The sequence below is a fragment of the Micromonospora sp. NPDC050784 genome (genome assembly GCF_044456765.1).
In the GTDB taxonomy this organism is placed as follows: Bacteria; Actinomycetota; Actinomycetes; order Mycobacteriales; family Micromonosporaceae; genus Micromonospora; species Micromonospora foliorum.
Genome location: NZ_JBITGG010000001.1, coordinates 125,455 through 138,588, shown reverse-complemented (window position 1 = coordinate 138,588; position 13,134 = coordinate 125,455). Strand labels below are relative to the sequence as shown.

Here is a 13,134-nt window from a genome sequence, read left to right as displayed (position 1 = left end):
CCGTCAGGTTTACTCGTGGACAAGATGGCGGATTTTGGATTCCGATTCCTGGGTCTACGGACGGGGACAGGAGTACCCAACTTCGCCGCTTGGATGGTCACTTCAAGGCAGCCCAATGAGGGCCGGTGTGACCGCACGGTGAGCCTCGACGACCCGGACCGTGTGGCTAAGGCCAACGCCGACTGGTATGAGTTGTCGAGTGAGCACGGGCTCTTCTCGAAGGAGAGGCGATTCCTGGTCTCGCTGGAGCTCCCGCTTTCGGACGCCGTGGACGAGGTGGGGGAGTTGATTTGGGGTGAGGTCGAGTTGGCTGACGAATGGGACGTCATGGGCTTAGGAGCCGCCTCGGGAGTTCTTGGTTGGGCGAGGGGGTGTCCTGGTTTTGCCATGTCGTCTCTTGATGGCTCGGTCTTTCTTCAAGGGACTGTCTGGCAGGACAGCATCGGTACCGCCGTTCTGCCAGACACGTACAGCGTGGCCTCGCTTCGCGATGCTGTGCGCAGGAATGTCGGAAAGCCCTATCGCACTGCCGCGGATAACGCCGATGCTTTGACATGGCTCAACCGTGCAGATGGGCTGTAGGCGCTGGGGCAATCCACTCACTGAATAGGCCGAAGGGGCAGCGCCGCCGCACGTCGGTGGCGCTGCCCACTTGTCGGACCGATATTGCGGTGGTCGCCGCGACGCGGGACCCCCGGAAGCTGGAATGGGCCGGCAGCTGCTTCTCGGCTCCTGAGGGCGCCGAAGCCAGCCACATAGGATGGGTGCGTGCGCCGCACCCACTCGCCGCGGCCGCTCAGCACCACGCGGCCCCGCCTGCTCATCGCCCTGACCGCCGTCGTCGTCCTCACCGCAACTACCGCCGCGTCCTGCGGCGACGAAGGCCCCGACCTCGCGCTGGCGTCGGCCGCCCGCAACCCGGTCACCGAGGTGATCGACGCCCCGGCCACGGTGACCGCGCGCGCCGCCGCCACCCTCACCGCTCCCGCCGACGGCACCCTGGCCAGCCTGCGTGTCCAGCCTGGACAGCGGGTCAAGCGCGGTCAGGTGCTGGCCGTGGTCGACTCACCGAATGCGCAACAGCGTCTCCGCCAGGCCAAGGAGGCGCTGACCGCCGCGAAGCGCGCCGGCCGCGGCGTGGGAGCGGGCAGCCTGACCAGCAGCCGGCGCGGCACCGACAAGGCGGCCGACGAGGCGTTCGACGCGGCCCGGAAGGCCGCCGAGAAGATCGCCGACCCGCAGTTGCGGGGCGCGCTGCTGACCCAGGTGACCTCCGCCCAACGCCAGTACGCGGCCGCCGCGCGCAGCGCCGACCAGGCGGTACGCGCGGTGCAGCGGGGGATCAACGGGTTGAGCTCCGCCGTCGGCGCACTGTCCGCAGCGCAGCGGCTTCAGGCCCAGCAGGCGTACGACCTGGCGAAGGCGACAGTCGACGCGCTGACCCTGCGGGCCCCGATCGCGGGGGTGGTGCAGCCCGGCGGCACCCGGGCCAGCGGTGGCGCCAACGCTGGTCTGGCCGGTCTGTTGGAGCAGGCCAGTGGCGCCGGTCTCGACCCGTCCGTGCTGGCCCCCAGCCAGGGCGGTCCGCCGGCCGGCGTGGACGACGCGGTCGCGGTCGGCGGGCTGGTCACCGCAGGCGCGCCGGTGCTGACGGTTGTGGACACCGGACAGCTGGGACTACTCGCCGAGGTGGACGAGACCGACGTGCTGTTGGTCAAGGCTGGCGTGACCGCCACCGTCGAGTTGGACGCCGTCACCGGCGCCAGCTACGACGCCACCGTCCGGTCGGTGGACGTGCTGCCCACCAACTCCGCGCAGGGCGGGGTCACCTATCGGGTACGCCTCGCGCTGGGTGCCGGGAAGCTGGCCGAGGACGAGCCGGCCCCGACGCCCCGCCCCGGCATGAACGCGATCGTGCACCTGCGGGTGCGCGAGGCGGCTGACGCGGTGACCGTCCCCGCCTCGGCGGTGTTCTCCGCCGACGGCCGGGACGCGGTCTGGGTGGTCCGTGATGGCAAGGCCGGCCGGGCGTCGGTGACCGTGGGCGTCCAGGGGTCCGACCTGGTGCAGATCCTCAACGGCGTGCAGCCCGGCGACCGGATCGTGGTGCGCGGCGCCGACCAGGTGCGCGACGGCCAGGAAGTCCGGTGACCGAACCCGCCGGCGCAGACTCACGCGGCGACCGGCCGACAGCGGCGCGCGTTCCGGCCATCGAGGCGGTGGACGTGTCCCGGACGTACCAGCTCGACGGAGTGTCGGTCGAGGCGCTGCGCGGGGTGTCGCTCACCGTGCAGGCCGGGGACTACGTGGCCCTGGTCGGCCCGTCCGGCTCGGGCAAGTCCACCCTCATGCACCTCCTCGGTGGGTTGGACCGGCCCACCGGTGGTCGCCTAGTGATCGGCGGGCGGGACGTCAACGCCCTCGCCCCACCGGAGATGGCGACCCTGCGCAACGAGACCATCGGCTTCGTCTTCCAGGCGTTCCATTTGCTGCCGCGTACCTCCGCGGTGGAGAACGTGGCGTTGCCCCTGGTCTACCGGGGGGTGTCCGCGCGGCAGCGCCGGGAGCGGGCGGCGGCGATGCTCGGCCGGGTCGGCCTCGGGCACCGGCTCGACCACCGGCCCAACCAGATGTCCGGCGGTGAGCAGCAACGGGTGGCGATCGCCCGCGCGCTGGTCACCGAGCCGACGGTGCTGCTAGCCGACGAACCCACGGGCAACCTGGACAGCGTCACCGGCGCCGCCGTGCTGGAGCTGTTGGAGCAGTTGAACGCGGAGTCCGGGGTGGCGCTGGTGATGGTCACCCACGACCAGGAGGTGGCGGCCCGCGCCCACCGCCGGATCACCATGCGCGACGGCGTGGTCGTGGCGGACAGCGCCGCGACCGCACACCCACCGAGCGCGGACAACGCCGACCCGCCCGCTCATGATCGACCGCCGTCCGTTGATCACGGTCGACCTGCGACACTGGTCCCCGCTCCCAGCGCGGAGCCCCGGTCCGCGTCCGGAAGCGGTCCGGGGCACCCGTCCGGTGGCTCCGGTGGCGCCGCCGGAGCCACCGGGCGCCTTCCGCACGACGCCGAGCGGCCCGACACCAACCCGCGCGACGCCGACCCGGGCGAGGCGCGCGAGGGCGCCGCGGGTGGGCGAGAGGCCGAGCAACCCGGGGGTACGGCGTGAGGGTCGCCGAGGCGTGGCGGGTGGCGCTGGACGCCCTACGGGCCAACCGGCTACGCAGCGCGCTGACCATGCTCGGGGTGATCATCGGTGTGGCCTCGGTGGTCCTGCTGGTGGCCATCGGCACCGGCACCAAGCAGAAGGTCGAGCAACAGGTCGAGGGCCTCGGCTCCAACCTGCTGCTGGTCGTGCCCGGCCGGATCGAGGTGGGCAACGCGCCGGTCGTCTCGCCGCTGACCCTGAAGGACGTGGACGCGGTCAGCCGGGTGGTCGGCGACCCGGACAGGGTGGCGGTCACCGTCGCCTCCGGGGCGACCGCGCGGGCCGGCGCCCGTTCCGACTTCACCACCGTGCAGGGCGTCCTGGAGACGACCCCGGCGGTGTTCACCCGGTCGCTGGCGCGGGGACGCTACCTCACCGGCACGGACGTGGACACCAGCCGACGGGTGGCGGTGCTCGGCGACTCGGTCGCCCGTGCGCTCTTCCCCGACCGGGACCCGCTCGGGCAGCAGGTGGCGCTGGCCGGGGTGCGGTTCCGGGTGATCGGTGTCTTCGCTCCCCTCGGGCAGAGCCTCGGCGTCGACCGGGACGACGAGGTGCACGTGCCGGTGACCGCCGCGCAACGGCTCTGGGGCACCCAACGGGTCGACGGCATCGCGGTGAAGGCGCCGGACCGGGAGCGCATCGACGAGCTGGGCGAACGGATCGTCGCCGAGCTGAACCGCCGTCACCCGGACACCGAGTTCAGCGCGGTCACCCAGCAGCAGATCCTCGGCGTGCTCGGCGACATCCTCGGTGTCCTCACCGGCGTACTGGCGGCCATCGCCGGCATCTCGCTGCTCGTCGGCGGCGTCGGCGTCTCCAACATCATGCTGGTCAGTGTCCGGGAGCGGACCCGGGAGATCGGGCTGCGCAAGGCCGTCGGCGCACGTCCCCGCGACATCGGCGTGCAGTTCCTGCTGGAGGCGGTGCTGCTCACCACAATCGGCGGGCTCACCGGAATGGCGCTGGGCGTGGGTACCGCCCTGCTTGTCGACGCGCTGTCGCCGATCCCGGCCGCGATCACCTGGTGGTCGTTGGCGCTCGCCTTCGGCGTGTCGGCGGTGGTGGGGATCGTCTTCGGGGTGGTTCCCGCGCAGCGCGCCGGCCGTCTCGACCCGGTGGTCGCGCTGCGCACCGAGTGAGCGGCGACCGGAGCAACCGGACGGCGGACGCGCAGGGGCGGATACCGGGAGCACGGATCGGGTGAACCGGCCACCGAAGCATGATCAGTTGCAGGAAGGGATCGCGCCGGTCACAACCGCCCCGCTACCGTACTGGTAACACGCGCGTCGCCGGCCCGGCCCGGAGCATCCGTCGGGTTGGCACGCGCCGGGCATGGGATGGGTCGGTGAGCCATGGCCGGGTCACAGTCCGACGGACGGCTGTCGGAGGTCAAGTTCCTGACCGTCGCGGAGGTGGCGACGGTCATGCGGGTGTCAAAGATGACGGTCTATCGCCTGGTGCACAGCGGTGAGCTCACCGCCGTCCGGGTCGGCCGGTCATTCCGGGTGCCCGAGCATGCGGTGCACGAATATCTCCGGGGTGCCTTTCAGGAGACCGCCTGAGCCACCGCCCCGCCCTCCGATCGCCAGCTGACCGGCATCGGTGAGCGTAAGGAGTGAGCCTGCGCGCCCCGCGGTCGCGAACCGGAGGCGGCCGCGACGGGGGCGCGTTGGTCCGGCTGACGCCCTGCGGCTACCCTGGAGCCCGACCGAGACCCCACCGGTGCGCCCCGCCGCCCAGACTGGTCCGGTCCGTTGTCCGCAAGCGGTCGCCGTCGCCACCTGCGTGGTGTCATCCGGTCCGCCCCGCACGTTGTATCGAAAGGCTGTCGTATGGGCTCGGTGGTCAAGAAGCGCCGTAAGCGCATGGCTAAGAAGAAGCACCGCAAGCTGCTGCGCAAGACCCGCGTCCAGCGTCGCCGTCTCGGCAAGTGATCGGCGCCGGGCTCACAGCCCGGCGTGCGGCGTCACTTGCCAAACTGTCGATCTCCGGAGGCTCAGGTGATCAGGCCGTGGTCGTCCCGGCTCGGTCCATCCTGCCGGGGTAGGTGCGTCAGATGACCCCCGGTGGCACCTCAGGTGCTCCGGGGGTCGTCGTCGTCACCGGAGTGGGCCGTTACCTGGGTGCCCACGTGGCGGCCCGACTGGCCGCCGACCCGCGTATCGAACGGGTCATCGGGGTGGACGCACCGGACTCCGGCACCGAGTTCACCGACCTGCTGGACCGGGTCGAACGGATCCGCGTCGACAACGGGGCGCTCGGTGGCCTCCTCGCCGACCTGGACGTCGACGCGGTGGTGCACCTCGCGCTGGTCACCTCACCCGACCCGCAGCATGGTGGCCGGTCCGCGATGAAGGACCAGAACGTCATCGGCAGCATGCAGATGCTCGCCGCCTGCCAGCGGGCACCCCGGCTGCGCAAGCTCGTGGTCCGTTCGTCGACCGCCGCGTACGGCGTGTCGTTCCGGGATCCGGCGGTCTTCACCGAGGAGACCGAGCCCCGCGAGGTGCCGCGCGGCGGTTTCGGCCGCGACATCCTCGACCTTGAGGGGTACGTGCGTGGCTTCCGGCGTCGCCGGCCCGACGTCACCGCCACGGTGCTGCGCTTCGCCCCGTTCATCGGCTCGACCGCCGACACCACGTTGACCCGCTACTTCTCCCAGCCGTTCGTGCCGACAGTCTTCGGCCGTGACCCCCGCCTGCAGTTCCTGCACTTCGACGACGCGTTGGAGGTGCTGCACCGGTCGATCGTGGAGGACCATCCCGGCACGTACAACGTCGCCGGCCCCGGGGTGCTGTCGCTGACCCAGGCGATCCGGCGTGCCGGCCGGGTGGCCGTGCCGGTGCTGGAGCCGGGTCTGTCCGGGGCCGCCGCGCTGGCCCGCACCATGGGCTTCGGCCGCTACGGCCTGGACCAGGTCGACCTCTTCGTGCACGGCCGGGTGGTCGACACCAGCCGGCTTGAGCAGGAGTACGGCTTTACACCCCGGTCGACCGCCGAAGCGTTCGAGGACTTCATCCGCGCCCATCACGGTGGGGTGGTGGTCACGCGGAACCAGCTGGCCGCCGCCGAGCAACTCGTCCTGGACGGCATCCGGCAGGTCCGTTCAGCGGTGCGGGAGCGGTCATCATGAGCGCGAGGAGTGAGCCGGTCTTGCGAGCCCCGCAGTCGCGAACCGAGGCGGCATCATGAGCGGGCCGGAGGAGGGGCGCGACCCGCAGTCGGTCGGGCGTTTCGACGTACCCGAGCGGGTGCCCGCGCCGGACGCGGAGCCGGCGCGGCGCAACGGACACCGACCGGCCGCGCCGGCCCCGACCGCAACGCCGACGCCGACCGCAACGCCGCATGCGGCGCCGGCCCCGAATGCGACGCCGGCCCCGACTGCGACGCCGGCCGCGACGCCCTCGGCCGACGAGGGCGCCGACGGGTCGCGCGGGGGCACCGAGCCGGCGGTGTCGGACCGGCCCGGGGACCACTGGGACCGCAAGGTCGCGAACGGGTTGGCGTTCCTGCGCCGGCGGCTCTCCGGTGACTACGAGGTCGACGAGTTCGGCTTCGACTCGGAGCTGACCGACGCGGTCTTCCACCCGCTGCTGCGGCTGCTCTACCGGGACTGGTTCCGCACCGAGGTCAGTGGGGTGGAGCACGTTCCCGTGGACGGGCCCGCCCTGGTGGTCGGCAACCACTCCGGGACGGTGGCACTGGACGCCCTGATCCTCTCGGCGGCGCTGCACGACAAGCATCCCGCCCACCGCTACCTGCGGCTGCTCGGCGCCGACCTGGTCTTCCGGATGCCGGTGGTCTCCGAGCTGGCCCGCAAGACCGGCGGCACGGTGGCCTGCAACCCGGACGCCGAGCGGCTGCTCGGCGGCGGCGATCTGGTCGGTGTGTTCCCGGAGGGCTTCAAGGGCATCGGCAAGCTCTACGCCGACCGGTACAAGCTGCAACGCTTCGGGCGGGGCGGGTTCGTCTCGGCGGCGCTGCGCACCGGCACCCCGATCGTGCCCGTCGCCATCGTCGGCGGCGAGGAGATCTACCCGATGCTCGCCGACATCAAGCCCCTGGCGCGGCTGCTGAAGCTGCCCTACTTCCCGGTCACGCCGACGTTCCCGTTGCTCGGCCCACTGGGCATGGTGCCGCTGCCCAGCAAGTGGCTGATCGAGTTCTGCCCGCCGATCCCCACCGCCCACCTGACCGACTCGGCGGACGACCCGCTGGTGGTCTTCAACCTCGCTGACCAGGTGCGGGAGACCATCCAGCAGACCCTGCACACGCTGCTGGAGCGACGGCCCGACCCGTTCGGCCCCTAGGGCGCGGTCCGCGCCGAGGCTTCCACACCACCCGAGCGGGGGTCTCAGCCGGCGCGGCGGCGGCGCTGAAGGGCCAGGCCGGCGGTGACCGCGCCGGCGACCAGCCCGGCCGCCGCGGTCGACGGTACGGCGATCTTGACCGCTCGGCGGCCGGTGCGGAAGTCCCGAACCTCCCAGCCGTGCTGGCGGGCCTGCCGCAGCAGGGCGCCGTCCGGGTTGACGGCCACCGCCCGGCCCACCGAGCAGAGCAGCGGCAGGTCGTTCGCCGAGTCGCTGTAGGCCGCGCAGCGGGCCAGCTCGAGCCCTTCCACGGCGGCGAGCTGGGTGACCGCCTCGGCCTTGGCCGGCCCGTGCATCAGGTCACCCACCAACCGGCCGGTGTACGCCCCGTCGAGCACCTCGGCCACCGTGCCGATGGCGCCGGTCAGACCGAGCCGGGCGGCGATCACCCGGCCGATCTCGACGGGGGCGGCGCTGACCAGCCAGACCCGCTGACCGGCCTCCAGGTGACGCTGAGCGAGCTGGTGGGTGCCGGCCCAGATTCGAGGGGCCATCATCTCGTCGAAGATCTCCTCGGCGAGGTGTTCGACCTCGTTGACCCGCCAACCCTGGACGAAGGCCAGCGCCGCCTCCCTGGCCAGAGACATGTCACCGGCGTGCTCCCGGGCCAGCATCCGGAAGCGGAGCTGCTGCCAGGCGAATCGGGCCAGGTCGGCGGTGGTCACGTAGTTTCGGGAGGCGAGCCCGCGGGCGAACCAGTAGATCGAGGCGCCCTGCATCATCGTGTTGTCCACGTCGAAGAACGCCGCGGCGGTCGGGTCGGGTGCGCTGACCGGGGCCAGGTCGGTCTCCGCCCAGCCCGCGGTGTGCCCCTCGGTGTCGGTGCTGACCGTCACCTTACGGCTACGCGCCACGCGATTCCCTTCCTGACCGGTACGACGGATGCCTCCTCGCGAAGGGTATCCGCCGTAGACGGGCGACCGGCCGGGCACACAGCGAACTGTGGCGCGGCCGGTCGGACGTGCGGTATAGGGGCGCGGGTCAGCGGGCCCCGGGGCAGGCGCTCGGGTTTGGGCCGAGGGCGTCGCTGGCGGTCGGTGCCGGCAGGCCGCAGGTGATCGCCGCGCGCAGGTCGTCCGAGCGTTCCCGGATGCTGTCCAGCAGCAGCAGCGACCGCTGGGTCCGGTCCCGGTCAACCCGGGTGCTCCCGTCGAGCAGGCCGCGTACCGCCCGGCGCTGGCTCGACACGAAGGTGTTGAGGGTGTCCAGGCTGCCCGGCTCGGCCCGCTGCACAGCGGCCGAGGTCAGCAGGCGAACTCCCTGCCGGCTGTCGGCGTCCATGTCGTCGAGGACGGCGCTGTAGCCGATCCGGTCACCGCGCAGCTTGGCGGCCTCGCCGACCCTGGTGCGGGCGAAGTCCAGGAAGAGCTGGCCACGGCTGATGTCGGAGCTGGCCAGGGCGAGCTGTGCCCGTTCGGTCGAGCGCTTCATGCCGTACAGCGCGTCACCGGGCACCGCGTTCTCGCTGGCGGCGGAGATCCCGGAGACGGCGATGGCCCCGGCGGCGATGCCGACCAGGATCGCTCCCCGTGCTCGGGCCCGCCGTGCGGTGACCGCCGGCAGTAGCCGCCCGCGGGTGGTCGTGGCGGTCGGTTCGCTGACCGCCGCTGGTGTGCTGCCCAGCCCTTCCCGCTCGGCGGTGGCGAGCAGCATCGCCCGCAGGCCGGTACGGAAGTCCTGGTCCACCTCGACAGCCGGGGGGTCGACGCTGAGCCGCTGACCCACTGCGACGAGCGGCGCCAGTTGGCCGTCCACACGGGATCGCACGTGGTGTCGTCGAGCGCCGTTGGCCTCGTCGAGAAGCTGCGCGAAGCGCTCCGCGCGCCGGCGGGAGAAGAGGGTGTTGTCCACCGCAGGCACCTCCTCTCGCTGGTCACGGCCGGTCGGCCGCCGTCGTTGCCAGCGACCGGGCGGCAGTGTGACACCACGGAGGTGAGGTGCCGCCGGCGTGCCGGTCGGACCTCGGTGACCCGGGCCTGCCGGGACTTCCACCGGTCGCACCCGGAGAAACGCGGCGGACCGGGCACGGGTTACGGGCCTGGCGGAGCGGAAATTACAGAAAGTGATGGTCATCACCGGGCGGGACCGACTCTGAGCTGCGCGGACGTTGATCGACGCCCGTCGGTCCCGCCGTCACAAACTACGGCTGGAAGCCGTCGGGCAGGAGGCGGGCCAGGGCGCGGACGGCACGGTACTGGAGGGCCTTGATGGCTCCCTCGTTCTTGCCCATCGCGCGGGCCGTCTCGGCGACCGAGAAGCCCTGGAGGAAGCGGAGCACGATGCACTCCTGCTGCTCCGGATTGAGCTGCTTCACGGCGGTGAGGAGCGCGACGTTGGTGATGTGCTCCACCACCGCGGCCTCGGGGCTGCCCTCCGGGCCCCGGTCCTCCCGGTCGGCGTCGAGCACGTCGCCGGTGGTGACCTCCAGCCGGTACCGGCCCGACTTGAAGTGGTCCGCGACGAGGTTGCGGGCGATCGTCACCAACCAGGCGCCGAGGTCGCGGCCCTGCCAGGTGAAGCTGCCGATCCGCTTGAGCGCGCGCAGGAAGGTGTCCGAGGTGAGATCCTCGGCGAGTTGCCGGTTGCCGACCCGGAAGTAGACGAACCGGAAGACGGTGTCCACGTACCGGTCGTAGATCAGACCGAACGCCTCGGACTCGCCGGCCTGGGCCCGCTCGATCAGCGTCCAGACCTCGGTTGCCGGGTCGGACGGGTCCGGGCGGCTCGGGAAACCGGTCGGGGTGGTGGCGGTGGTGGCCGGCACCGCCGGGATCACCGCTGTCTCACCCGCCGCCGGGTCGGTGGTGACCGCCGGTGTGTCATTTACCCGACGACCCTGCACGGGCATGGTGGGTCGGGGCGGTACGACGACCCGGCCGCCCGCGGGTTTCGCGTTTCCACCGGGCACCGCGGGCCGCGGTGGTGGCTCGTTGTGGTGTGGCCGGCTGCGGATCCGTTGCGCCGCGCCGTCACCCCGCACGACGCCGCCGTGCTGCTCGTCCAGTGGGGCACGGGCCGCTGGGCGTTCGTTGGTGTGGGAGCGGGCCGGTTGACCGGTCAGGCCGATCGGGCGTTCCGCGTAACCGAAGGTGGTCACCGTGTTGCCCCCGTCCCGTCAGTCGCCGGGCGGGCCGGTCTGGGTCTGGTCGGGGCGGACCGACCGGGGGACCGGTCGGGCAGGACGGTCGCGGGGGTTGCCGACGGGCGGCAATTCCCCTGGAGGTGCTGGTCCAATGCGCTCACAGGCACGGGGGCCTCCTCGGGCTGAGGGGTGTCGACTCACGGCAAATGGGGTGACCCGACCCGAGTGATGATAGGGCCAACGTCACCCGCGCGTGGCAAGTCCGTTACACAAGGCGGAAGTATTTCCCGCTCTCTCGCACCGGCGGCGGACCGGTTGTCCGTCGTGTGCGATTGACTTTCCGTCGGCCCGGTGTTCCACGATGGATGCCCTGGTAGGGGGCGTGCCGCCTGTTCGGCTGACCCGGCGGGCCGGCCGGTCGGCCGGGGGTGGCCGAGCTGCCCGTGGCCGGCGTCGCACGTCCCATCGACAGGACCTGATCGGATCGTCGGCGGCACACCGGACAGTCCCGTGCACGGGACTGTCCGGTGTGCCGTCCTCCGGACGTGGCCCCGACCGTTGGGCATGGCCCGTCACCGCCCGCTGTGCCAGACTCGATCACCGTGCAGGACGCCTCGGAAAGCCTCGCGCCGAACCTCGCCGACCGGGTCCGCCGGGCGGCTCTCGACCGCGCCGACCGGCCCGCGCTGCACTGGCGTGCGCACACCCTCAGCTGGTCCGAGCTGGACGCCGCGGTGGACGCCGCCGCCCGCGGCCTGTCCGTCGCCGCGCCACCCACCGACCCCGGCGGTACGCCACCACGCGTCGCCATCGCGCTGCCCAACACGCCGGACTTCGTGATCGCCTGGCTCGGCGCCCTCCGCGCCGGGCTGGTCGCCGTGTCGGTCAACCCCGGCTTCACCGCCCCGGAGCTACGGCACGTGCTGGCCGACTCCGGCGCGTCGGTGCTCATCGCCACCGACCGCGTACGGGAGCTGGTCGCCGGCGTGGCCGCCGAGCTGCCCGCGCTGGCCCGCGTGTACGGCACCCCACCGACCGCCGAGGCGCCCGGACCGACCCCCCGCCCTCGACGAGGCGGCGCCGACCTGGCTGTACTGCTCTACACCTCCGGCACCGAGGGGCGGCCCAAGGGCGCGATGCTCTCGCACCAGGCGCTGCTCGCCAACCACGAACAGGTCGCGGAGATCGAACCGCCGGTGGTCGGGCCGACGGACACAGTTCTCCTCGCGTTGCCGCTGTTCCACGCGTACGGGCTCAACTCGGGGCTCGGCGCGGTCGTGCACCACGGCGCGACCGGCGTGCTGCTCGACGAGCCCGGCCCGACGGCGGGGCTGGACGAGGTCGCGCGGCACCGGGTCAGCGTGCTGGTCGGCGTACCGTCGATGTTCCTGACCTGGGCCGAAGCGGCCACGGCCCGCGCGGCGACCGCGTCGGTGCGGGTGGCGGTCTGCGGCGCGGCGCCGCTCGAACCCGCGGTCGCGGCGCGCTTCACCGAGGTCACCGGGCACCAGGTGCACATCGGGTACGGCCTCACCGAGACCGCGCCGGTGCTCACCTCCACCCTGGTCGGCGGTGTGGCCAAGCCGGGTTCGATCGGTCGGCCGCTGCCCGGGGTGCGGCTGCGCCTGGTCGGCGCCGACGGGGTGGACCTGTGGCGTGACGGGCTGGCCGTTCCGGACCACGACCCGGATGAGCTGGACATCTCCGACGTGGCGCCGGGCACCGACCTGGGGCAGATCGTGGTGTCCGGCCCCAACCTCTTCACCGGCTACTGGCCCGACGGTCGGGGTGGCCCGGACGCCGAGGGTTGGTGGGGCACCGGTGACGTCGCGTACGCCGACGAGGACGGCGACCTCTTCCTGGTCGACCGGCTCGGCGAGTTGATCCTGGTCAACGGGTTCAACGTCTATCCGCACGAGGTCGAGCTGGTGCTCGCCGGGCACCCCGGGGTGGTCGAGTCGGCGGTACTGGGTGTGCCGCACCCGCGGACCGGCGAGACTGTGCGGGCGTACGTGGTGCCTGTGCAGGGCCGACCGGTGACCAGCGAGGAGTTGCTCGCCCACTGCGCACGGAACCTGGCCCGGTTCAAGTGCCCGACCGCCGTCGAGTTCGTCGACGCCCTGCCACACTCGGCGATCGGCAAGGTACGCAAGACCCAGCTCCGGTCGGCGCCGCCGACCGACCGCACGGAGGTAACCGATGGCCACTGACGCCCGACTCGCCCTGATCACCCGACCCGGCTGCCACCTGTGCGACGACGCCAAGGCGGCGCTCGACCGGGTGGTGGCGGTCACCGGCGACAAGTGGGTCGAGTGGGACGTCACCGGCGACGAGGGGCTGGAGCGGGAGTACGGGGACCGGCTGCCGGTGGTGATGCTCGACGGCAAGGAGCACGGGTACTGGCGGGTCGAGGAGGACCGGCTGCTGCGGGACCTGACCACGCCGCAGCTCTGAGGAGTGC

General features: G+C 72.4%; 13 protein-coding genes. 10 read left to right on the top strand and 3 right to left on the bottom strand.

From position 1 onward, the window contains the following. The first annotated feature begins 15 nt into the window (after positions 1-15). The 8 genes from ACIBD9_RS00650 (at position 16) to ACIBD9_RS00615 (ending at position 7,531) form a co-directional block, all read left to right on the top strand. Positions 16-582 (top strand): hypothetical protein, encoded by a 567-nt coding sequence (locus ACIBD9_RS00650; protein WP_396713284.1) that lies wholly within the window; start codon positions 16-18, stop codon positions 580-582. A gap of 186 nt (positions 583-768) precedes the next feature. Further along, on the top strand, positions 769-2,151 hold the full coding sequence (locus ACIBD9_RS00645; protein ID WP_396713282.1) for an efflux RND transporter periplasmic adaptor subunit: 1,383 nt from the start codon (positions 769-771) through the stop codon (positions 2,149-2,151). Then, positions 2,148-3,179, top strand: coding sequence for an ABC transporter ATP-binding protein (locus ACIBD9_RS00640; RefSeq protein WP_396713280.1), 1,032 nt, complete (start codon positions 2,148-2,150; stop codon positions 3,177-3,179). Before ACIBD9_RS00645 ends, ACIBD9_RS00640 begins: the two co-directional genes overlap by 4 nt. Further along, positions 3,176-4,360 (top strand): ABC transporter permease, encoded by a 1,185-nt coding sequence (locus ACIBD9_RS00635; RefSeq protein WP_210817587.1) that lies wholly within the window; start codon positions 3,176-3,178, stop codon positions 4,358-4,360. Before ACIBD9_RS00640 ends, ACIBD9_RS00635 begins: the two co-directional genes overlap by 4 nt. Positions 4,361-4,573: 213 nt before the next feature. After that, positions 4,574-4,783: a helix-turn-helix domain-containing protein gene (locus ACIBD9_RS00630; protein WP_007465625.1), complete on the top strand. Its 210-nt coding sequence runs from the start codon at positions 4,574-4,576 to the stop codon at positions 4,781-4,783. 270 nt (positions 4,784-5,053) lie between these two features. Then, complete coding sequence (locus tag ACIBD9_RS00625; protein WP_007465623.1) at positions 5,054-5,155, top strand: 30S ribosomal protein bS22; 102 nt, start codon at positions 5,054-5,056, stop codon at positions 5,153-5,155. A 122-nt stretch (positions 5,156-5,277) separates the two neighbouring features. Beyond that, positions 5,278-6,354: an NAD-dependent epimerase/dehydratase family protein gene (locus tag ACIBD9_RS00620; RefSeq protein WP_387174262.1), complete on the top strand. Its 1,077-nt coding sequence runs from the start codon at positions 5,278-5,280 to the stop codon at positions 6,352-6,354. A 319-nt stretch (positions 6,355-6,673) separates the two neighbouring features. After that, positions 6,674-7,531: a lysophospholipid acyltransferase family protein gene (locus ACIBD9_RS00615; RefSeq protein ID WP_396713802.1), complete on the top strand. Its 858-nt coding sequence runs from the start codon at positions 6,674-6,676 to the stop codon at positions 7,529-7,531. A gap of 44 nt (positions 7,532-7,575) precedes the next feature. Here ACIBD9_RS00615 and ACIBD9_RS00610 read toward each other — a convergent pair whose 3' ends face one another. From ACIBD9_RS00610 to ACIBD9_RS00600, 3 genes are all read right to left on the bottom strand, one after another. Continuing rightward, on the bottom strand, positions 7,576-8,445 hold the full coding sequence (locus ACIBD9_RS00610; RefSeq protein WP_396713277.1) for an HAD family hydrolase: 870 nt from the start codon (positions 8,443-8,445) through the stop codon (positions 7,576-7,578). Between the two features lie 127 nt (positions 8,446-8,572). Then, the gene (locus ACIBD9_RS00605; protein ID WP_387174266.1) at positions 8,573-9,442 is read right to left on the bottom strand and encodes a DUF5667 domain-containing protein; all 870 of its coding nucleotides are present in this window, start codon (positions 9,440-9,442) and stop codon (positions 8,573-8,575) included. Positions 9,443-9,731: 289 nt separating this feature from the next. After that, positions 9,732-10,688 carry an ECF subfamily RNA polymerase sigma factor, BldN family gene (locus ACIBD9_RS00600; protein WP_396713275.1) on the bottom strand — a complete coding sequence of 319 codons (957 nt, stop codon included), beginning with the start codon at positions 10,686-10,688 and terminating at the stop codon, positions 9,732-9,734. A gap of 587 nt (positions 10,689-11,275) precedes the next feature. Here ACIBD9_RS00600 and ACIBD9_RS00595 point away from each other — a divergent pair. Together ACIBD9_RS00595 and ACIBD9_RS00590 are read left to right on the top strand one after the other, a co-directional pair. Then, positions 11,276-12,883, top strand: coding sequence for an AMP-binding protein (locus ACIBD9_RS00595; protein WP_396713273.1), 1,608 nt, complete (start codon positions 11,276-11,278; stop codon positions 12,881-12,883). Next, positions 12,873-13,127, top strand: a complete 255-nt coding sequence (locus tag ACIBD9_RS00590) for a glutaredoxin family protein (RefSeq protein ID WP_030329740.1) — start codon at positions 12,873-12,875, stop codon at positions 13,125-13,127. Before ACIBD9_RS00595 ends, ACIBD9_RS00590 begins: the two co-directional genes overlap by 11 nt. Positions 13,128-13,134 lie beyond the last annotated feature (7 nt).